A 20,728-nucleotide genomic window follows, 5' to 3' on the forward strand; every position below is an offset into this window, starting at 1 on the left:
GATCCTTTGATATATGTATGAATGAATAAGCACTCATATAAACTATCGGTATGACGAAAAAAAAACTAAAGGGATAGCCTTAAATTAATTACAATGAATCTAAGGGGCGTCATAACAAGGCAGGGTGCTTTGGTATCACAGAGATTTGCAATAAGCGTGAACAAATGAAGGAGTGATGATTCCCTTCTAACCGTCCCTGGTTAGAGGGGCTGTAACGCACTGCACTATACATACCACGGATTACTACTTTAAAGTAAAGTTACTCGAATGCCAAGTAACTAAAACTATATCTGAAATAGCTATGCTGAGTTTGTCAATGTAAACCACAATTTCAAGTCTGTCCGGGAGTATCAGAAATATTTGACATATTTTGTTTCACTTTTGTGTGCATACAAAATAAGGACAGCACCGCATAGAACGGATAGCTCATAAATATATATTGTACCGGATGAACTGGTGACATCAGATATATTCGGGTGATTGAGAAACAGTAAGGACCAATTATGGCAGGATCAAACCGGAACGATCTACAAAAACAGTTTCTATCTGACTATGCCACCACAGGAAAATCCCCGAAAGAATGGTGTGAGATACAGGGACTGAATTACACAACAGCGCGGAGGCCACCAAAAAAACAGCAGCGCAAAGTGCGTAAATGACCCTGAGCGCAATAGCAATACACCGGATGCGCAGAGTAATAAACCTGACAATGTGCAAAATGATGAAACAGAGTTCAGCCTGCGCAATTACCGGCTTACAGATTTACAGGCTTGTTTCGTTACTGAGTATCTTATCGACTTGAACCGGACCGCTGCATATATACGGGCAGGAGGTAAATGTGAGGGGCATAACGCATATACCAGTGCAAGCAGGATGTATAGAAATGTCGGGGTCAACCGGGAAATTTTCGTAACTTACTGATACATAGTTAGAAAAAAGCGCAGTATGTAGTTTTTTGTTATATAAATAATAATCAACCGACAAGTTAACTTATTGATAAATTGGTTGTTGTTATAAATTCTTATGTTTTGCAGTGAAAAGTGGTATTCTGCGCGTATGTTAACACCGGTCTAACCGATCTGAAGTGAAGGACGTTTTACATGACGACGACTATTGAAAAAATCGAACGCCAGATTAAAGAAAACCCGATTCTGCTGTATATGAAAGGCTCCCCGAAACTGCCCAGCTGTGGTTTTTCCGCCCAGGCGGTGCAGGCGCTGGCTGCCTGTGAAGAGCGTTTTGCTTATGTGGATATTCTGCAGAACCCGGACATCCGTGCGGAATTACCAAAATACGCTAACTGGCCAACCTTCCCGCAACTGTGGGTTGATGGTGAGCTGGTCGGCGGCTGTGACATCATTATGGAAATGTTCCAGCGCGGTGAATTACAGCCACTGATTAAAGAAACCGCAGCAAAATACCGGACTGAAAACGAAGAATAATCCCGTCCTGTACTGTTTATAAAAGCCCCGCAGTGTTACCGCTGCGGGGCTTTTGTCTTTCTGATGGCGGCGAAATGAAAGTTGTTTATGCGATTCTTTTCTAGAGTGGCGGCATCGATGACACAAAAAGGACAAAAAGATGCAGCCAGTTTCAACAGGACAGAATGTCAGATTAACCGGGTATATTTCATATCAGGGAACCGATGGTATGATCGGTGACTTAAAAGAATCAGCCTCCGTAAAACAATCGGGTTTATCTGAGCGGTTCACTGAGATTCGTAACAGTGCAGCAGGGTTTTTCACAGCAGTGAAAGGCAAAATAAATAATGTGTTTGAGCCATTAGGGAACTGGATAAATAAAATAACAATCCGGGAAGAAAAAACGCAATCTGACGTTAATCAGAACGCACGGCTGGTGCTGGATATAGCACAGAAAAACGTACCGATCTATTTAGATAAAATCAATACATTCATGGGAGAAAATAAGCCTCTGACTGCCACTTCGCTGAATATATTCTCAACATACACACTGAGACCATTAGTCACATTTATGAGTGGTGTGAATAAAGTAAAAGGTATAGATAAAGCAGCAGAGTTATTCATAGACGGATTGATTAACAGAGTAAACCGCGTGTTATCCGGTGCTGTCGGTTTCGGTCTGAAGCCTGATGAAAAAGTAGATCAGCTCGGGTCAATTTGTGATGACGGAAAGGCAGCGGCTTATTTAGCCACAGAGAATTTTGAACAGAATTTCAACGCAAGAGTAATGGAGCTGGTGAAGGATATTCAGGAATTGATTATGGCTGACCTGATGGATCTCAGACCTGAAGAGGTCATCGCCCGGGAGAAACCGCAGACTGAGAATAACGCCTGGCGCCGGTTACCTGATAACTGACAGAAAAAAACGCCACCTCACGTTGAGGTGGCGTTTTTTTACTGATTACTTTCAGCCGACGGCGGCCAGCCGCCCAGTTTCTTCCAGCGGTTGACGATGTCACAAAAGAGCAGGGAGGTGCGGTCAGTATCATACGCCGCGCCATGGGCCTGTTTACTGTCAAACGGGATACCGGCGGCGATACAGGCTTTTGCCAGAATCGTCTGTCCCAGCGATAATCCGCTTAATGCCGCCGTATCAAAGGTGGCAAACGGGTGAAACGGATTGCGTTTCAGCCCGCAGCGTGCTGCGGCTGCCATCACAAAGCTGTGATCAAAATTCGCATTGTGCGCCACGATAATTGCCCGCTTGCAATCCGCATCTTTCATGCCTTTGCGCACCATTTTGAAAATGGCATGCAGAGCCTCATATTCTGTGACCGCATTACGCTCCGGGTCTGCCGGATTAATACCGGTGAAGGCCAAAGCAGCGGGATCAAGGTTTGCACCTTCAAAAGGCTGCACATTAAATTCAAGCCGCTGATCCGGCATCAGCCAGCCGTTATGATCCATTTTGACGGTAATGGCGGCGATTTCCAGCATACCATCGGTTGCGGCATTAAAACCGCCGGTTTCAACATCAATAACGACAGGGTAATAGCCGCGGAAACGTGCGCTCAGAGCATTGTGATTTTGATTTTCAGACATGGGACTCTTAGTTAAACAAACAAAACGCACTATTCTAGCGCGGCTTGCCGGAAGGAGAAAGGGCTGTTCAGTGCTGCGCCGGAAAAGAAGGATCGTTCTGATCCTTCTTGCCGGGATAAATTAGTTACCGAGCGCAGCCCCGGCACTTTTATTTTCAATTAATTCAATTTTATAGCCGTCCGGGTCTTCCACAAAAGCGATAATGGTGGTGCCGCCCTTAACCGGACCGGCTTCACGGGTCACATTGCCGCCTGCTTTGCGGATAGCGTCACAGGTCGCCGCAACATCATCCACGCCGAGTGCGATATGGCCGAATGCGGTTCCCATCTCATAGGAATCCGTGCCCCAGTTATAGGTCAGTTCGATAACAGAGCCTTCACTTTCGTCACTGTAACCCACGAAAGCCAGAGAATATTTATATTCCGGGTTTTCACTGGTGCGCAGTAAACGCATGCCGAGGACCTTGGTGTAAAAATCGACAGAACGTTGCATATCACCCACGCGGAGCATGGTATGGAGTACACGCATAAAGTAACCTCTCAGAGTGCTTTCAGTTATTTATCAGTAATGGCTCATACTATAACGTGATAATTGACTACAATTCAAATTATCAGGATGCTGATGGTTACAGGATAACCATGACCTGTCCGGCAGGGCATCAGACAAAAGGACATCAGCCGATGGCAGAACAACTTCACTTTTTTGATATCCCTTCACCGTGTGTGGGGATATGTCAGCTGAATGAAAAAGGCTACTGCCGGGGATGCTACCGGAGCCGTGATGAGCGTTTTCAGTGGCTGTCGCTGAGTAACGCGCAAAAAGAAAATGTGATTCGCTTGTGCCGCCAGCGCCGTTACAGGGCGATAAAGAGTGAAACACCACCGGAAACACCATCCGGACAGTTAGATCTGTTTTAAAGACATAGTTATAAACCTAAATATTAGAAGGGTATTAATATATGTGGGTTATTTAGTGTTACTAATTTATATATTATATAAATGATATTTTTCATTGTATTTAAATTTATAATCAAGAATGAAATTATACAAATAAAATATAAAATCACCACATTAGCCGTGAATGACGATATGTTTTAATAACTCACTGTTTAATAAGTTAAATTATTAAAATTCAACTATTTTTTGTTAAAAATAAAATGGTGGTTATGTAAAAAAATATAGATCACGACAGTGATGATCGCTATTCTTAATACGGAACAAGTTCACCCGCTTAATCAATTAAATTTGTATAAAAAGCTAATTATTTCATTGGCAATAATTTTGGTCATGAAATAAGCGGGAATTGTTTTTTTATTACGCAGCAATATTGCGTCCGCTGTCAATGAGCACAATAGTGCAGCGTTTCTTTTTATTGGGTGATTGAAAGACATGATGGCGTGCATATACGTCCGTACCGTATTCACATAAGGAGAAATTTGTGGAGTTAACATTGGGATCAGACTTAGCGAGGTTAGTACGGGTTTGGCGATCACTGATTGACCACCGGCTTAAACCACTGAAACTCACACAGACACACTGGATTACACTCTACAATATCAGCCTGCTGCCACCGGATCAGTCTCAGATCCAACTGGCAAAAGCGATTGGTATTGAACAGCCGTCGCTGGTCCGCACGCTGGATCAACTGGAAGAAAAACGGTTAATCACACGGCATGTCTGCAGCAATGACCGCAGAGCAAAACGAATAAAACTGACAGAAGACGCAGAACCCTTTATCCGTGAAGTGGATGGGGTGATTGAAAAAACACGGCGTGAAATACTGGGCGGGATCACACAGGAAGAATTATACATGCTGGCGGAGATTATCAGGAAACTGGAAAATAATATTGTGCAGCTGCATAACCGTACGTAATGGCAGGTAATAAAAAAGGCGAAACGGGTGTTTCGCCTTTTGCCGGTAACGCGTAAAACTTAACGCGGAGATACGGTATACGTTGAACCGGATTTCGCGATACGGACACGCTGACCGACGGAGAACGGGGTTTTACCTTGTTTTTGTACAACAACAATGATTTCGCCGTTATCCTGTTTCAGTTCCAGCTCAACACCGGACGTGTTGTTTATGGCTGCCTGAACGTTCTGGCCTGCAACACCACCCGCAATAGCACCTGCTGCGGTTGCCAGAGTCTGACCGGTGCCGCCGCCGATAGTACTGCCTAAAATACCACCCAGAATCGCACCACCGGCCGCACCAAGGATATTTTCGTCACTGCCGCCCTGGATAGTCACCGGACGGGCGCTCATCACTGTACCATAGGTAACGGTCTGAACACGTTTCGCCTGGTCTGCACTATAAGTGTCACCACTCAGTGTGTCCATATTCACACAACCGGAAAGGGCCACGACGGCAAATACACCGACGAGAAAACGCTTATACATACTTGACTCCTGATTATTGTATTCACAGATTCAGATGTGTTCATTATCTGTAGTGTCATATCTTATCTATTATCGCAGAATAATTTAGCATTAAAAACGTTTTATTTTCATCTTCATTAGGAACAGCTTAAAGCGAACGACGATCGCAGCCAAGGTAAATCCTCTTATTTCACAAATGTGAGGTGTGCATCAGATTAGGGATTAAGTGAGGTCACGGTACGAAAAGGGGTGAATCTGCGGGGCACCCTGATTATAGTAGTCACACGGAATATGAATACTATATTTTTATCAGATGGTTATTGATTAAAAGGAATCGGTTATGCGTTCAGGACGTTATATCGGCGTGATGTCAGGAACCAGCCTTGACGGGGTGGATGTTGTGCTGGCAGCGATTAATGATTCAGTGGTGGCGCAGCAGGCGGCGTACTCGCATCCGTTTCCGCACGCGCTGAAAAAGCGCATACTGGCGGTATGCCAGGGGCAGCAGACGACACTGTCGGAAATAGGCCGTCTGGATTATGAACTGGGCACACTGTTTGCTGACGCCATCGGCGGGCTGCTGGCACAAACCCGGCTGAATCCGCAGGATATTGCCGGTATCGGCTGTCACGGACAGACCGTCTGGCATGAGCCGGACAGCGAAACACCTTTTACTATGCAGCTCGGGGATAATAACCGGGTTGCCGCGCTGACCAATATCATGACAGTCGGGGATTTCCGCCGCCGTGATATGGCTTACGGCGGCCAGGGCGCGCCGCTGGTGCCCGCTTTTCATCAGGCGGTGCTCAGTGCGCCGGATGAGAAACGGATTATCCTGAATATCGGCGGGATCGCCAATATCACCACACTGATCCCGGGGGCGGAGGTCAGAGGGTATGACACCGGTCCGGGCAATATGCTGATGGACAGCTGGACATGGCGGCACCGCGCGGAGCCGTATGATAAAGACGGCGAATGGGCAAAGAGCGGGCACGTTAATCCGGATCTACTGGCTCAGATGCTGAGTGATCCCTATTTTCGCCGTCCGGCACCGAAAAGTACCGGGCGCGAATATTTCAATATGCAGTGGCTGACCATGCAGCTGGACCATTTCCCCGGCCTGAAACCGGAGGACGTGCAGGCGACTCTGCTGGCGCTGACCACGGTCAGTATCAGTGAGCAGGTTACGCTGTGCGGCGGTTGTGAGCGCCTGCTGGTATGCGGCGGCGGCGCGCGCAATCCGCAGATTATGGCACAGCTGTCCGCACAGTTGCCGGGCACTGAAGTCAGCCCGACGGATAACTACGGCCTGAGCGGTGATGATATGGAAGCGCTGGCATTTGCCTGGCTGGCAGCGCGGACACTGGCCGGTGAGCCCGGTAATTTGCCGTCTGTCACCGGTGCAGACCGGGAAACCGTATTGGGCGCGGTATATCCCGTTATCCGGGAGCGGCCGTAATAAAAGACAACACAGTTTCAGTGATTAAAAAGATAAGAGGATAAAAGGCATGTCAGACGAGTTTACTGACGTTGCGGATCTGCGACGTGAATACACAAAGGGAGGGTTACGCCGCCGTGATCTCAGCGACGACCCGCTGGAAATGTTCGAACGCTGGCTTAAACAGGCGTGTGAGGCAAAACTGACCGACCCGACCGCCATGTGTGTGGCGACCGTGGATGAAACCGGTCAGCCGTATCAGCGTATTGTGCTGCTCAAGCACTTTGATAAGGACGGGCTGATTTTCTACACCAATATGGGCAGCCGCAAGGCGCAGCATCTGGCAAAAAATCCGAAAATCAGCGTACATTTTCCGTGGTACAGTCTGGACAGACAAGTCTGCTTCCTCGGTGAAGTGGAGCGTTTATCCACACTGGAGGTGGTGAAATATTTCCACAGCCGGCCAAAAGACAGCCAGATTGCCGCATGGGCGTCTCAGCAATCCTCACGGATTTCCGCGCGCGGTATTCTGGAAGGCAAGTTTCTTGAGCTGAAACAAAAGTTTAAGCAGGGGGATGTCCCGCTGCCAAGTTTCTGGGGCGGTTTCCGGATTAAATTCAATTCTGTTGAGTTCTGGCAGGGCGGCGAGCATCGTCTGCATGACCGTTTCCTGTACACCCGTACCGCAGACGGCTGGGATATTGACCGCCTCGCGCCGTAACCGGTTGTTGTCAGAATTTCTTCAGTAAAATCATTTTAATTGCTGGCACTTCACGGAGTGCCGCTTTATGCTATACCCTTCATATTTCCAATCCACTATTTTTGCATAGACAAAACAGAACTGACGGAGTCATTGATGTCTGGTACGAACCTGATAAAACAACTGCAAGAGCGGGGCCTCATTGCCCAGGTTACGGATGAAAAAGCGTTAGCAGAGAGACTGGCGCAGGGCCCGATCTCCCTCTATTGCGGTTTCGATCCGACCGCTGACAGCTTGCATTTGGGCCACCTGGTTCCGTTGCTGTGCTTAAAGCGTTTCCAGTTAGCCGGGCATCGTCCGGTGGCACTGGTCGGTGGGGCCACGGGGCTGATTGGCGACCCGAGCTTCAAGGCAACGGAGCGCAAACTGAATACACAGGATACGGTTCACGGCTGGGTGGATAAAATCCGTCAGCAGGTTTCCCCGTTCCTCGATTTTGACTGCGGCAAGAACAGCGCTATCGCGGCAAACAACTATGACTGGTTCGGCTCTATGGATGTGCTGACCTTCCTGCGTGATATCGGTAAACACTTCTCTGTGAACCAGATGATCAACAAGGAAGCGGTTAAGCAGCGCCTGAACCGGGATGATGTCGGTATTTCATTCACCGAATTCTCTTACAACCTGTTACAGGGTTATGACTTCGCCCGTCTGAATAAAGATCATGGCGTTGAGCTGCAGATCGGTGGTTCCGACCAGTGGGGTAACATCACCTCCGGTATCGATTTAACCCGCCGTCTCAACCAGCAGCAGGCCTGGGGTCTGACCGTTCCGCTGATCACCAAATCTGACGGTACCAAGTTCGGTAAAACCGAAGGCGGTGCGGTATGGCTGGATCCGAAGAAAACCAGTCCGTACAAATTCTATCAGTTCTGGATCAACACGGCGGATGCGGATGTTTATCGTTTCCTTAAATTCTTCACCTTTATGAGCCTCGAAGACATCGATGCACTGGAAGCGGAAGATAAAGCCAGCGGTAAAGCACCACGTGCCCAGTATGTTCTGGCGGAGCAGGTGACAAAACTGGTTCACGGCGACGCGGGGCTGACGGCTGCCCGTCGTATCACTGACAGCCTGTTCAACGGTGATGTATCAAGCCTGACTGAAGATGACTTCGCGCAGCTGGCACAGGATGGTATGCCGCATATCGAACTGGACAGCGATGCGGATTTACAGCAGGCGCTGGTGGTTGCGGAACTGGTTCCGTCACGCGGTCAGGCCCGTACCATGATCGGCTCTAACGCGGTATCACTCAACGGTGAGAAACAGTCTGACGCTGAATACCGCTTCACAGACAGCGATAAGCTGTTCGGGCGTTATACATTACTGCGCCGGGGCAAAAAACATTACTGTCTGATCTGCTGGAAATAATAGTTTACGGTAAACAAGGGCAACGAAAGTTGCCCTTTTTGATCTGTCAGCAGGATCTTTTCTGTTTCACAGAATATGATATGCACAGTAATAATAAAAAATCAGGTTGTATCAATGAAAAATATTCTCTCTATTCAGTCTCATGTTGTGTATGGTCATGCCGGTAACAGTGCGGCTGAATTCCCGATGCGCCGCATGGGCGTTAATGTCTGGCCGCTTAATACCGTCCAGTTTTCCAATCACACACAGTATGCACAAGGCTGGACCGGCTGCGTGATGAGCGCGGAGCACATCACGGAGATTGTGGACGGCATTGATAACATCGATCAGCTGACCCGCTGTGATGCGGTACTCAGCGGCTACCTCGGCTCGGCAGAGCAGGGCAAGCGTATCCTGGATGTGGTGAAAAAAGTCAAAACCCGCAATCCGCAGGCATGGTATTTCTGTGACCCGGTGATGGGTCACCCGGAAAAAGGCTGTATCGTGGCACCGGGTGTGGCGGATTTTCTGTGTCAGGAAGCGCTGGCGGTCAGCGATATGATCGCGCCGAACCTGCTTGAGCTGGAAACCCTGAGCGGACAAACTATTCAGAATGTGGGTGAAGCCGTTGCCGCTGCCCGTGAACTGTGCAAAAAAGGGCCGCGCCTGGTGCTGGTTAAACACCTGTCCCGTGCAGGTTACCGTGCTGACCGCTTTGAAATGATTCTGGTCACTGCCGATCACGCCTGGCATATCAGCCGTCCGCTGGTGGACTTCGGCGAGCGTCAGCCGGTGGGTGTGGGTGATTTAACCAGCGGTTTGATGCTGGTGAACCTGCTGAAAGGCGAAGAACTGCCGAAGGCACTGGAACACGTGGCTGCCGCTGTGTATGAAGTGATGCTGAAAACCAAAACCATGAATGAGTACGAACTGCAACTGGTGGCGGCTCAGGATGAAATGGTGCTTCCGGCGCATAAATTCTGCGCGGAACAGATCGACTGAACCGGTCTGAACACCGTATCAGCATAAAAAAACGCCGGATTATCCGGCGTTTTTTGTACCTGTATATCAGAACGCTTAAATCAGACCTTCCGCTTCCATCGCATCCTGCACATGCGGACGGTGTGCGATCTTAGCCAGATACGCCTGTAAATGCGGATACGGCTCCAGTGAAATCTTCAGATGTGGTGCCCAGCCGCAGACGGTAAACAGATAGGCATCCGCCACCGTAAAGCTGTTGCCGGTAATATACGGGCTTTTCGCCAGCACGCTATCCACATAAGCAAACTTATTCATCAGATTGCGCAGCGCGATTGGCCGGTAATCTTCCGGGGTTTCCGGCGAGAACAGCGGGCCGTAGCTTTTATGAACTTCACTGGCAATATAGTTAAGCCATTCAATCTGATGATAACGCTCCATCGTTCCCGCCGGGGCAATAAGTTTGCGATCCGGTTTCTGATCAGCAAGATACTGCACAATCGCCACACCTTCGGTCAGCAGCTGACTGTCACTGATACTCAGTGCGGGGACTTGTCCTTTCGGATTGATTTTCAGGTAATCATCACCGTTTTCGGTTTTTTTTGCTTTCAGATCGACACGGACCAGGGAGAAATCCAGGCCGGTTTCACGCAAAATAATATGGGGTGACAGTGCACAACTTCCCGGGGTATAGAACAATTGCATGGTATGCTCCTCAGTTAAAACAAAAGAACGGACATGGCAGTAGTGATGAAGTATAGACCGGTATTCGCGGGCGGGATGTATTCAGAATGCGAATTATTTATCGGTTAGCGCTATCTTTCCATATAATCGCCACAGATTCAATTTGTGATAATACTTTGTAATTCATTGTTACAAAACAATAAAAGGTAAAGCACACATGAAAAAAATCCGTATCGGGATCGCCGGACTGGGCGGGATAGCACAAAAAGCATATTTACCGGTTCTGACCAAAACGGATAACTGGGTGTTGTCCGGCGGTTTTTCGCCGAATCAGGAAAAGGCACGGCAGGTCTGTGATGCGTACCGCTTTCCTTTGTTTCCGACACTCCGCGCGCTGGCAGAACAGTGTGATGCCGTGTTTGTTCACAGCAGTACAGAGAGCCATTTTCAGGTTGTCAGTGAATTACTGAATGCGGGGTGCCATGTGTATGTTGATAAACCCCTGGCGGGAACCTATAAACAATCAGAAGCCCTCGTCAGTCTGGCGGAGAAAAAACAGCGGGCACTGATGGTCGGGTTCAACCGGCGTTTTTCACCGTTTTATCAGCAGCTCAGAGAACAGATCGCCGGAAAAGCGGCATCGATTCGTATGGATAAACACCGCAGCAACAGTATCGGCCCGCATGATGTGGCTTTTACAGTAACCGATGATTATCTGCATATCGCGGATACCCTGCTCTGGCTGGGACGGGATGGTAATGCGGCGCTGAAAAGCGGCCATATGCAGGTAAATGAGGAAAATCAGTTGTTATATGCGGAACACCATTTACAGACAGATAACGGCACCTGGCTGACTGCCTCTATGCACCGCTGTGCGGCAAGTCAGCGGGAGCAGATCAGTGTGACCGGTCGTGACGGCTGTTATCAGGTGACGGATATGAATCACTGGCGCAGCGAAACCGTTGCCGGGATACAGGAACAGCATCCGAAAGCGTGGGAGCCGCTGCTGGTTCAGCGTGGGTTTGACGGTGCGGTACGGCATTTTATTGAATCTGTTGCCAATCAGACACAACCGCTGGTCAGCGGCGAAGAGGCGCTTTATGCACAGCGATTGACGGAGAAATTGCTGACCGCCGGTAATTAAAAGAGGTGCTCTCTGAAAGTGCGGGGAATAGCTGACAGCAGGCAAAACGAAAAGACGCTGTAAGCACCTCCCTGTGCGCTCAGGCGCGTCATCCATGACGCGCATGCTTTTCGTCCGCTTGCCTGCTGTCAGCTGATTGACCTGTCCGGCGGAGATATTAATGAAAAGCCAGACAGAAGCAGGATTATTTCAGTTCCAGCTCATTCATTGCCGCGATACTGAAACCGCCGTCAACGTGCAGGACTTCACCGGTAATACCGCCGGCCAGGTCAGAGCAAAGGAACGCTGCCGCGTTACCCACATCTTCGGTGGTGACCGTGCGGCGCAGTGGCGTAACCGCCTCGCAGTGCGACAGCATTTTGCGGAAATCTTTAATCCCGGATGCCGCCAGTGTACGGATAGGCCCGGCAGAAACGGCATTAACACGGATGGTTTCTTTCCCCATTGCGTTCGCCATATAACGGACGTTCGCTTCCAGAGAGGCTTTTGCCAGACCCATGGTGTTGTAGTTCGGGATAGCGCGCTCCGCACCCAGATATGAGAGGGTCAGCAGGGCGGAGTTCGGGTTCAGCATAGTGCGGCAGGCTTTTGCCATCGCCACAAAGCTGTAGGCGCTGATGTCGTGGGCAATACGGAAGCCTTCACGGGTTACCGCATCCACATAGTCGCCGTCTAACTGATCCGCCGGGGCAAAGCCGATGGAGTGAACAAAACCGTCAAATGTCGGCCAGACTTTGGCTAATTCCGTGAACAGATTTTCAATACTTTCATCTTCTGCCACATCACAAGGTAGAACGATGGAGGAACCCAGAGACTGAGCGAACTCTTCAACACGGGGTTTCAGCTTGTCATTCTGGTAGGTGAATGCAAGTTCGGCACCCTGGTCACGCATTGCTTTGGCAATACCGTAAGCAATCGATAATTTGCTTGCAACCCCTGTGATCAGGATGCGTTTACCGGTCATAAAACCCATAGCAGTTTCCTTGTGTTTTCTCTGTCACCTTCTGCGCCGTAATCCGGCAGGTGACGCGGTTAGTAAAATCCGGCTGATATAAGCAGGTTACCGGAAATTGAGAAGTCACCGGTCTGAATGATCAGAATACCGGCAGTTAATCCACATCCTGGCGCCAGGCTTCGGCGGACAGTGCTTCACCAAAGTGGCTGGTGATTAGGCGGCGCGTGACATCGTGCAGCGGTGATGCCAGTACCTCGGCAGTGTTACCGCGCTCGACAACTTCACCGTTGTGCATCACCAGTATCTGGTCGCTGACGTGTTTTGCCATGCCCAGATGCTGTGTGACATAAATATAGGCAATTTTTTGCGTTTCCTGGAGTTCAAGGATCAGATTTATGATCTGTGAACGCAATGACATATCCAGAGAGGCGAGTGCTTCATCCGCCACAATCACTTCCGGCTGCAAAATCAGGGCGCGGGCGAGGGCTACGCGCTGTTTCTGTCCGGAGGCCAGCATGTGCGGATAATAATCCGCGTGATCCGGCAGCAGACCCACCTGGCGCAGTGTCGCATTAATGCGCAGACGGCGGCCGGCGGCATCCAGATCCGTATTGAGCATCAGCGGCAGTTCCAGAATTTGTCCGGTGCGCTGGCGCGGATTAAGCGAAGTGGCTGAATCCTGGAATATCATGCGGATGCGCTGGCTGCGATAGCTGTAATCACCGAAGGTCAGCTTGTGCTTATCGATCAGGATCTCCCCGCCGCTTGGTTCGATCATCCCCGATAACATCCGCGCGAGGGTGGATTTCCCGGAGCCGTTTGCCCCGGTAATGGCGAGTGTCTGGCCGGGTTGCAGTGTAAAACTGACCGGTTTGACCGCTTCAAGCTGGTGGCGGCGGAAAAAACCGTCCCGGTAACGGAAGGTTTTGCTCAGGTTTTTGACTTCCAGCAACGGAACCGGCATTACACATCCTCCATATTCAGCGGGAAGTGGCAGGCAAAACTGCGGTTTTTGACTGTCCGCAGACGCGGTGCATCAATACACACCTTCTGGGCATACGGACAGCGCGGCCCCAGGCGGCAACCAACTGGCAGATGCTCCAGTGACGGAATCGCACCCGGCAGGGTATTGAGACGGCATTTGTGCGCCAGCGGTTTTTCAAAGTCAGGGATAGCCCGCATCAGCGCCTGAGTATACGGATGATGCGGTTTGAGCAGCAGGTCATCCGGTTCGGCACTCTCCACGGTCTGACCGCAGTAGAGTACATTAATGCGATCCACCAGCTGGCTCATTAATTGTAAGTCGTGGCTGATCAGCAGGATAGTCATATTGTTGTTCTGATTCAGCCGGGTCAGCAGGCGGAAAATCTGTGCCTGAGTATCGGGTTCCATGGCGTTGGTCGGCTCATCGGCGATCAGCAGACGCGGCTGATTGGCCAGCGCAATGGCAATCATCACCTTCTGGCATTCCCCTTCGGTCAGCTCATAGGGGTAGCTGCTCATCACATCTTTGTGATCTTTGATACCGACACGGTGCAGCAGCTCAATCGCCCGGCGTTTACGCCAGTTAAAGCGCTGCCACCAGCGGCCTTTGTAAGTCCAGCCGGGGATAGTCTGAATCAGCTGTTTGCCGATATTTTCTGACGGATCCAGACAGGACTGAGGCTCCTGGAAAATCATCGACACATTGTGGCCGATCACCCGGCGGCGCTGACGGGGGGAGAGTTTCAGCAGATCGATATCATTAAAGCGGAAACGGTCTGCCGTCACGCGCAGATTATCTTTGGTAATACCGGCAATCGCTTTGGCGATAAGGCTTTTACCGGAACCGGATTCCCCGGCAAGGCCGCGGAATTCCCCTTCGGTCAGGGATAATGTCACGCGGTCAACGGCCTTGATCGGCCCTGCGGCGGTCATAAATTCAATGGTTAAATTGCGGATATCCAGTAACGGCATTATTCAACCCCCGCATTAATGGCACGCTGTAACCCGGTACCGAGCAGATTCACCAGCAGAACACTGATAAGAATAGCGGTTCCCGGCAGAAGCACAGTCCAGGGCGCGACATAAATCAGTTCCAGAGAATCACCGAGCATTGCTCCCCATTCCGGTGACGGCAGTTGTGCCCCGAGTTCAAGAAAGCCGAGCGCGGCAATATCAAGGATAGCGATGGACAGGGCGCGGGTCAGTTCGGTGACGGTCACCGCACTGATATTCGGCAGCACCGTATGGATCAGAATATTGAGGTTGGATGCACCGTCGAGCCGGGCGGCAATCACGTATTCCTTATCAAGCTCATCATGTACTGCGATATAAATCATTCGCACAATACGCGGCAGCAGTGCCAGTGCCACGGCAATCATGGCGTGACTGAGACTGGCACCGAAAAAGGCCACCACAATAATTGCCAGCAGCAGAGAGGGCAGCGCCAGCAGGGTATCAAACATATGGTTAAAGATGGCTGAGCGCAGGCCGGTGGTCATCCCTGCCAGACAACCGATAATAATCCCGGCGACGGCGGCAATGATGGTTACCAGCAATGCGCCTCCGAAGGTGGATTGTGTGCCGAGAATAAGGCGGCTGAAAATATCACGGCCGAGGTCATCCGTACCGAGGAAGAAGGCGACATTCCCGTAATGGGACCAGGAGGGCGGCAGTAACTGGTGACCGGCAAATTGCTGGTCGAGCGCATAAGGCGCTATCCAGGTGCCGCCGATCGCCAGTGCAATCAGAAACAGCACGCCGTAAAAACCGATCATAGCCGGAATATCTGCGGTGAAATGCTGCCAGATAACCCGCCCCGGTGACGGCATCCGGTCTTCACGGTAAAAATTATCTGAAGGCATACCATTCCTTATGTTTCAGCGGGCTGCTGACAGCACCCAGAATATCCGACAGCATATTGACAATCATCACCATGGTGCCGACCAGCATGACACCGGCAGAAATCGCGGCGAAATCCTGCTGACGGATAGCGGTGATCAGCCAGCGGCCGATACCCGGCCAGTTAAAGACCACTTCTGTGACCATTGTGAGTGTCAGCATGGTGGAAAACTGTAACCCGAGTTTCGGGATCACCGGCGGCAGCGCATTGTGCAGCAAATGGCGGCGGATAATGGTCAGCCGGGATAAACCACGGATAGCGGCGGCTTTAATATAGTTCTGGCTGATAATTTCTTCAGTACTGGTGCGCATCAGGCGGATAACTTCCGTCATCGGTGCAATGGACAGGGTGATCACCGGCAGCACCATATGGGACAGCACATTGAGGATCATCGCCCGGCGGTACGGCGAATCCGACAGCCAGGCATCAATTACCGCGAACCCGGTAACCGGTGTTAAATCATACAGCAGGTCAATACGTCCGGAGACCGGCAGCCAGTCCAGCCGCAGCGAGAAGAACAGGGTAAGCAGCAGCGCCAGCCCGAACACGGGAACAGAAAACCCGACCAGCGCAAAAGTGCTGATGGTGATGTCCGCCATTTTATTACGCCAGACCCCGGCAATAATCCCGGCAGGAATACCGATCACCAGTGCCAGCAGAAACGCCAGACCGCACAGCTCCAGCGTGGCGGGGAGTACGGCCCACAGTTGCTGGCTGATCGGCTCACCGTTAATAACGGAACTGCCGAAATCCCATGAAAACAGGCTTTTATAATAGAACAGCACGGCATCCGTCAGGGAAGCGCCGCTCAGCGGTGCGTTCGCCGGGAAGTAACTCAGGCTGAAACTAAGCACCGACAGAAAACAGAGGGTAATCAGTACCAGCAGCAGACGGCGCAGAATAAAAATGATCATGGTTCAGCCTCCGGCTCCGGGTCATCCCCGGTATCACGGTAGACACCGGCAAAAGAGGTATTACCGAATGCGCTCAGCACCAGCCCCTTGATATCATAGCGGAATGCCTGCAACCGCAGCGAGTAGGCCAGCGGCAGTACCGGCAGATCCTCTGCCAGAATCTGCTGTGCTTTGTGATAATACTCTATCCGGCTGCTCAGTTGCTGCTCAAGCAGCGCCTGGTGGATCACATCATCGAATTCCGGGGAACACCAGTGGCTCAGGTTGGTTTGCGAACCGATAGCCGCACAGCTGAGCAGCGGACGGAAAAAACTGTCCGGGTCATTACTGTCGGTTGACCAGCCCGCAAGGGTAATATCGTGACTGCGATCCATCAGGCTGTTTTCCTGAAAACGCCCCTCAACCGGGCGGATATTCATTGTTATCCCGACACGGGCCAGGTCGGCCTGAATCAGTTCTGCCATTTTCAGCGGGCTGGGGTTGTAAGATTGTGAGGCAGTCGGTACCCAGAGGTTCAGCGTCATGCCGCTGAGTCCCAGCTCATTGAGCATCGCTTTGGCTTTTTCGGGATTGTATTCCGTCACCCGGGTCTGGTTATCATACGCCCAGGAGACGCGCGGCAGAATAGATGCAGCGGTTTCTGCCGTGCCGTAATAGATGGATTTCATCAGGCGCTCATTATTAATCGCGAAAGCAATCGCACGGCGCGCCTGCGGATTATTAAACGGCGGTTTGCTGGTATTAAACGCCAGATACGCGATATTCATCCCCGGGCGCAGCATCAGACTCAGACGCGGGTCGTCGCGCAGCACCTGTAACTGGCTGGCGGCAGGATAGGCCAGCACATCACACTCGCCGGTGATCAGTTTTGACATCCGTCCGGTACCGCCCGCCCCGAGATCAACCACGACTTCCTGCATGCGGGGTTTGCCTTTGCGGTAGTTATCATGGCGCTGCAGACGGACAAATTGGCCGCTCTGGTAATCATCCAGATAATACGGCCCGGTGCCGACCGGTTTCCAGTCAAGCTGTTCCTGACGGCGGGTTTTCAGCAGGTTATCGGCATACTCTTTGGACAGAACCGGCGCGTAATGGGTTGCCAGATGCCACAGGAAGGAGGCGTCCGGCGTATTCAGTTTAAATTCAACGGTATAATTATTGATTTTGCGGATGGATTTCACATTGGAAGCGAACTGCAAACTGTCAAAGTAGGGATAACGGCCGCCGTTGATGTAGTGATACGGGTTCTGTTTATCCACCACGCGGGAAAAGCTGAACACCACATCATCCGCATTCATTTTGCGGGTCGGTTTGAACCAGTCTGTGGTCTGAAAATCGGTATCACGGCGCAGATAAAAACGGTAGGTCGCACCGTTATCCAGTACTGTCCAGCGGGCAGCCAGTTCCGGGATCAGGCGGTAGGTGTAAGGATCAACATCCAGCAGGCGATCGTAAATCTGTGCCGCCAGCGGCTCGACAATCAGCCCGCTGCTGGCCAGCTGCGGGTTAAATGTACTGATGTTGCCGTTCACACAATAGACAAAACCGGTATCGCGGACCGGCGGCAGCGGAGCGGCCTGAGCCGTGACCGGTTTTACCGGCTGCTCTGTCTGCGGGGCGGGTGCGGCGGCAAAGCCTGAAACAGGCAGGAGAACCGCGCAGGCCCGGATAATCCAATGGCGCATAAATCAGTTACCGTTAAAAATGAACAGGGCATTGTATCGCAATTTGTGCGACTAACCAAAAACGGAAGCATTTAATCCGGTTGCGGGTTAGCGGCATGTTTTTTCAGTAACCCGCGAAACTGATGATAGGTCAGATTCAGCAATTGTGCTGCTTCCCGTTGATTATATTGCGCGTGCTGTAATGCCGCATCCAGCGCGTCCTTTTCCTGTGTGTGCTGCCACTGCTTCAGGGAGAACGGCAGCGCCGGCAGAGCCTGTGCTGCGGTGTCCGCTGCAGGAACCGGCGCGGTGACAAACGGGTTGATCACCAGTTCTGCCAGCAGTTCGGTGGTATCTCCCTGACGGTACAGGGATCGCTCAATCACATTTTTCAGCTCACGGATGTTGCCCGGCCAGTGATAACTCTGCATTTGTTGCAGGGCATGCGGGGAGAAACCGGCAAAAAACGGCGTGCCCATCTCCTGGCACATTTGCACGGCAAAATGACCGGCGAGTTCGGTCAGGTCGCGCGGACGATCGCGCAGCGGCGGGATATTGACGACATCAAAAGCCAGCCGGTCGAGTAAATCGGCGCGGAATTTTCCTTCTGCCGCCAGCGCCGGTAAATCCGCATTGGTGGCGCAGACAATCCGTACATCCGCTTTCAGGGTCTGCTGCCCGCCGACACGCTCAAATTCCCCGTATTCAATCACCCGAAGCAGCTTTTCCTGCACGGTCAGCGGCGCGGTACCGAGTTCATCAAGAAACAGGGTACCGCCGTCCGCCCGCTCAAAACGCCCCTGATGGCGGCGCTGAGCGCCTGTAAAAGCCCCGGATTCATGTCCGAACAGTTCGGAATCGAGCAAATTATCGTTAAGTGCCGCACAATTCAGTGCAATAAAGGGTTCATCCCAGTGGGGAGAGAGATAATGAAGGCGGTGAGCAAATAATTCTTTACCGGTGCCCCGTTCGCCGCAAATCAGTACCGGACGGGCAATTTTTGCCAGCCGCGACACTTTTTCCAGCGCATCGAGAAAGGTATTATCGATACCGATCAGGGTGTCAGTGTTATTTTTCATGAGTAATTTGACCATTAAATGGTGAATGTCACCACTTTACAAAAAGTCATGATAAAAGGGAAATAAATAAACCTGAGAAAAAACAAGCGGGTAAAAAAAATAACGGAGTTGGCACGCATCTTGTAATAGTAAACGTGTCATAAGACATAATTGCTGATAAAAGGACATCAATCATGGGAATTTTTTCACGTTTTGCCGATATCATTAACGCCAACGTTGCATCACTGCTGGATAAAGCGGAAGATCCGCAGAAAATGATCCGCCTGATGATTCAGGAAATGGAAGATATGCTGGTGGAAATCCGCTCCACCTCTGCCCGTACCCTGGCAGAACGCAAAAATCTGTCACGTCAGATTGAAAGCGGTGAGCGTCAGGTGAGTGACTGGCAGGAAAAAGCGGAACTGGCGATTGTCAAAGGGAAAGAAGATCTGGCGCGTGCCGCACTGCTGGAAAAACAGCGTGTGGAAAGCCATGTCGATACCCTGCGTCATGAGCTGATTATTCTGGACGAAACTATCGCTCGGCTGAAAAATGAAATTAACGAACTGGAACAGAAACTGACCGAAACCCGTGCCCGCCAGCAATCCATGGTGGTGCGTCACGAAGCGGCAAAATCATCCCGCGCAGTGCGCCGTCAGCTCGACAGCGGCCGGATGGATGAGGCAATGGCCCGTTTTGAGCAGTTTGAGGCGCGGATTGACCATATGGAAGGTGAAGCCGCAAGCTATGGTCTGGGAAAAGAAAAATCACTGGAACAGCAGTTTGCCGAGCTGAAAGCGGAAGATGAGATCAGCGCGCAAATCGCGGCCATCAAAGCACGTCTTGAAAAAGAAGAAAAGGGCGAATAAGGTCGGTAACAGGCTTTCCTGAATTAATACCATTAAGGACAAAAATATGGCATTTGTATTTTTAGGTATACCACTGACAATTTTCGTGTTGTTCGTGCTGCCGATCTGGTTATGGCTGCACTATAACAGTCAGCGGGGAAGCCGGGCCGGTGAATTTGAAACCCGGCGCCTTGCGGCGCTGGCGGAAAATGCTCAGCAGATGGAAGCGCGGATCAAAACCCTGGAAGCGATTCTGGATGCGGAAAATCCGGGCTGGAGGCAATCATAATGGAATTTCAGTCACGTAAACTGTACCGCTATCCGGATGAAGGTATGTTCCGGGGCGTATGTGCCGGTATTGCCAACTATTTTAATGTACCGGCCTGGATGATCCGCGTGATGGCGGTGGTGGCAACCTTTACCGGCTTTTTCTGGCTGACCATCACGCTCTATATCCTGATGGGAATGATTCTGCCGGTGGTGCCGCGTGATTATCCCGGCCGCGACGGCGGGGTTAATGCCGCCATGCTGCTGGAGCAGACAGAACGCAGCCAGGCGCGCACTGAAAAACGGATCCGCGACATTGAGCGCTATGTGACATCGGAACAATATGCGCTCAACCGCCGCTTCCGTGACCTGTAATCTGTCAG

At 51.0% G+C, this 20,728-nt stretch carries 24 protein-coding genes; 13 read left to right on the forward strand and 11 right to left on the reverse strand.

Annotated features, from left to right (window positions below; translation table 11 throughout):
• Positions 1-711: 711 nt before the first annotated feature.
• From N7387_RS07260 to N7387_RS07270, 3 genes are all read left to right on the forward strand, one after another.
• Positions 712-921, forward strand: a complete 210-nt coding sequence (locus N7387_RS07260; protein WP_279798014.1) for a terminase small subunit — start codon at positions 712-714, stop codon at positions 919-921.
• Positions 922-1,100: 179 nt separating this feature from the next.
• The gene (locus N7387_RS07265) at positions 1,101-1,442 is read left to right on the forward strand and encodes a Grx4 family monothiol glutaredoxin (protein ID WP_004235478.1); all 342 of its coding nucleotides are present in this window, start codon (positions 1,101-1,103) and stop codon (positions 1,440-1,442) included.
• Positions 1,443-1,581: 139 nt separating this feature from the next.
• Positions 1,582-2,337, forward strand: a complete 756-nt coding sequence (locus N7387_RS07270) for a hypothetical protein (RefSeq protein WP_279798015.1) — start codon at positions 1,582-1,584, stop codon at positions 2,335-2,337.
• A gap of 38 nt (positions 2,338-2,375) precedes the next feature.
• Here the strand turns inward: N7387_RS07270 and rnt are convergent, their stop codons facing one another.
• Positions 2,376-3,023, reverse strand: a complete 648-nt coding sequence (rnt, locus tag N7387_RS07275) for a ribonuclease T (protein ID WP_279798016.1) — start codon at positions 3,021-3,023, stop codon at positions 2,376-2,378.
• Positions 3,024-3,143: 120 nt separating this feature from the next.
• The gene (gene gloA / locus N7387_RS07280; protein WP_004235481.1) at positions 3,144-3,551 is read right to left on the reverse strand and encodes a lactoylglutathione lyase; all 408 of its coding nucleotides are present in this window, start codon (positions 3,549-3,551) and stop codon (positions 3,144-3,146) included.
• A gap of 152 nt (positions 3,552-3,703) precedes the next feature.
• Between gloA and N7387_RS07285 the strand changes: the two genes are divergently transcribed.
• Positions 3,704-3,940: a DUF1289 domain-containing protein gene (locus N7387_RS07285; RefSeq protein WP_262861754.1), complete on the forward strand. Its 237-nt coding sequence runs from the start codon at positions 3,704-3,706 to the stop codon at positions 3,938-3,940.
• A gap of 520 nt (positions 3,941-4,460) precedes the next feature.
• Entirely contained in the window at positions 4,461-4,895 is a 435-nt protein-coding gene (gene slyA, locus N7387_RS07290; protein ID WP_274370325.1) for a transcriptional regulator SlyA, read from the forward strand.
• A 59-nt stretch (positions 4,896-4,954) separates the two neighbouring features.
• On the opposite strand, the gene N7387_RS07295 is transcribed toward slyA, so the two are convergent.
• Complete coding sequence (locus N7387_RS07295; RefSeq protein ID WP_262859473.1) at positions 4,955-5,422, reverse strand: glycine zipper 2TM domain-containing protein; 468 nt, start codon at positions 5,420-5,422, stop codon at positions 4,955-4,957.
• Between the two features lie 319 nt (positions 5,423-5,741).
• On the opposite strand from N7387_RS07295, the gene anmK reads away from it, so the two are divergent.
• The 4 genes from anmK to pdxY all read left to right on the forward strand — a co-directional run bounded on the left by anmK (position 5,742) and on the right by pdxY (position 9,951).
• A complete protein-coding gene (gene anmK / locus N7387_RS07300; RefSeq protein ID WP_279798017.1) occupies positions 5,742-6,860 on the forward strand; it encodes an anhydro-N-acetylmuramic acid kinase in 1,119 nt (372 codons plus the stop codon).
• A 49-nt stretch (positions 6,861-6,909) separates the two neighbouring features.
• Complete coding sequence (pdxH, locus tag N7387_RS07305; protein ID WP_025152978.1) at positions 6,910-7,560, forward strand: pyridoxamine 5'-phosphate oxidase; 651 nt, start codon at positions 6,910-6,912, stop codon at positions 7,558-7,560.
• 135 nt (positions 7,561-7,695) lie between these two features.
• Positions 7,696-8,970, forward strand: a complete 1,275-nt coding sequence (gene tyrS / locus N7387_RS07310) for a tyrosine--tRNA ligase (RefSeq protein ID WP_262859471.1) — start codon at positions 7,696-7,698, stop codon at positions 8,968-8,970.
• A gap of 114 nt (positions 8,971-9,084) precedes the next feature.
• Positions 9,085-9,951 carry a pyridoxal kinase PdxY gene (pdxY, locus tag N7387_RS07315; RefSeq protein WP_279798018.1) on the forward strand — a complete coding sequence of 289 codons (867 nt, stop codon included), beginning with the start codon at positions 9,085-9,087 and terminating at the stop codon, positions 9,949-9,951.
• Between the two features lie 75 nt (positions 9,952-10,026).
• Here the strand turns inward: pdxY and gstA are convergent, their stop codons facing one another.
• Positions 10,027-10,632 (reverse strand): glutathione transferase GstA, encoded by a 606-nt coding sequence (gstA, locus tag N7387_RS07320; RefSeq protein ID WP_262859469.1) that lies wholly within the window; start codon positions 10,630-10,632, stop codon positions 10,027-10,029.
• A 196-nt stretch (positions 10,633-10,828) separates the two neighbouring features.
• Between gstA and N7387_RS07325 the strand changes: the two genes are divergently transcribed.
• Entirely contained in the window at positions 10,829-11,755 is a 927-nt protein-coding gene (locus N7387_RS07325; protein WP_279798019.1) for a Gfo/Idh/MocA family oxidoreductase, read from the forward strand.
• A 184-nt stretch (positions 11,756-11,939) separates the two neighbouring features.
• On the opposite strand, the gene fabI is transcribed toward N7387_RS07325, so the two are convergent.
• The 7 genes from fabI to pspF all read right to left on the reverse strand — a co-directional run bounded on the left by fabI (position 11,940) and on the right by pspF (position 19,251).
• Positions 11,940-12,728, reverse strand: a complete 789-nt coding sequence (gene fabI, locus N7387_RS07330) for an enoyl-ACP reductase FabI (protein WP_262861993.1) — start codon at positions 12,726-12,728, stop codon at positions 11,940-11,942.
• Positions 12,729-12,864: 136 nt separating this feature from the next.
• Positions 12,865-13,674 carry a putrescine export ABC transporter ATP-binding protein SapF gene (sapF, locus tag N7387_RS07335; RefSeq protein WP_025152974.1) on the reverse strand — a complete coding sequence of 270 codons (810 nt, stop codon included), beginning with the start codon at positions 13,672-13,674 and terminating at the stop codon, positions 12,865-12,867.
• A complete protein-coding gene (gene sapD, locus N7387_RS07340) occupies positions 13,674-14,666 on the reverse strand; it encodes a putrescine export ABC transporter ATP-binding protein SapD (RefSeq protein ID WP_262882805.1) in 993 nt (330 codons plus the stop codon). Before sapD ends, sapF begins: the two co-directional genes overlap by 1 nt.
• Complete coding sequence (gene sapC / locus N7387_RS07345) at positions 14,666-15,556, reverse strand: putrescine export ABC transporter permease SapC (protein ID WP_004239121.1); 891 nt, start codon at positions 15,554-15,556, stop codon at positions 14,666-14,668. Before sapC ends, sapD begins: the two co-directional genes overlap by 1 nt.
• Entirely contained in the window at positions 15,543-16,508 is a 966-nt protein-coding gene (gene sapB / locus N7387_RS07350; RefSeq protein WP_262859464.1) for a putrescine export ABC transporter permease SapB, read from the reverse strand. The genes sapC and sapB overlap by 14 nt, the downstream gene beginning before the upstream one ends.
• Positions 16,505-18,193, reverse strand: coding sequence for an ABC transporter substrate-binding protein SapA (sapA, locus tag N7387_RS07355; protein ID WP_262859463.1), 1,689 nt, complete (start codon positions 18,191-18,193; stop codon positions 16,505-16,507). Before sapA ends, sapB begins: the two co-directional genes overlap by 4 nt.
• A gap of 71 nt (positions 18,194-18,264) precedes the next feature.
• Positions 18,265-19,251 (reverse strand): phage shock protein operon transcriptional activator, encoded by a 987-nt coding sequence (pspF, locus tag N7387_RS07360; RefSeq protein ID WP_279798020.1) that lies wholly within the window; start codon positions 19,249-19,251, stop codon positions 18,265-18,267.
• A 173-nt stretch (positions 19,252-19,424) separates the two neighbouring features.
• Between pspF and pspA the strand changes: the two genes are divergently transcribed.
• Genes pspA through pspC form a run of 3 tightly spaced genes read left to right on the forward strand, consistent with a single transcriptional unit; the run spans position 19,425 to position 20,720 of the window.
• Positions 19,425-20,099: a phage shock protein PspA gene (gene pspA / locus N7387_RS07365; protein WP_262882801.1), complete on the forward strand. Its 675-nt coding sequence runs from the start codon at positions 19,425-19,427 to the stop codon at positions 20,097-20,099.
• 46 nt (positions 20,100-20,145) lie between these two features.
• Positions 20,146-20,367 carry an envelope stress response membrane protein PspB gene (gene pspB, locus N7387_RS07370; RefSeq protein ID WP_024473219.1) on the forward strand — a complete coding sequence of 74 codons (222 nt, stop codon included), beginning with the start codon at positions 20,146-20,148 and terminating at the stop codon, positions 20,365-20,367.
• Entirely contained in the window at positions 20,367-20,720 is a 354-nt protein-coding gene (gene pspC / locus N7387_RS07375; protein WP_025152968.1) for an envelope stress response membrane protein PspC, read from the forward strand. The genes pspB and pspC overlap by 1 nt, the downstream gene beginning before the upstream one ends.
• The last annotated feature ends 8 nt before the right edge of the window (positions 20,721-20,728 follow it).

Origin of the sequence: Morganella sp. GD04133 (genome assembly GCF_029835375.1) — a bacterium.
In the GTDB taxonomy this organism is placed as follows: Bacteria; Pseudomonadota; Gammaproteobacteria; order Enterobacterales; family Enterobacteriaceae; genus Morganella; species Morganella morganii_B.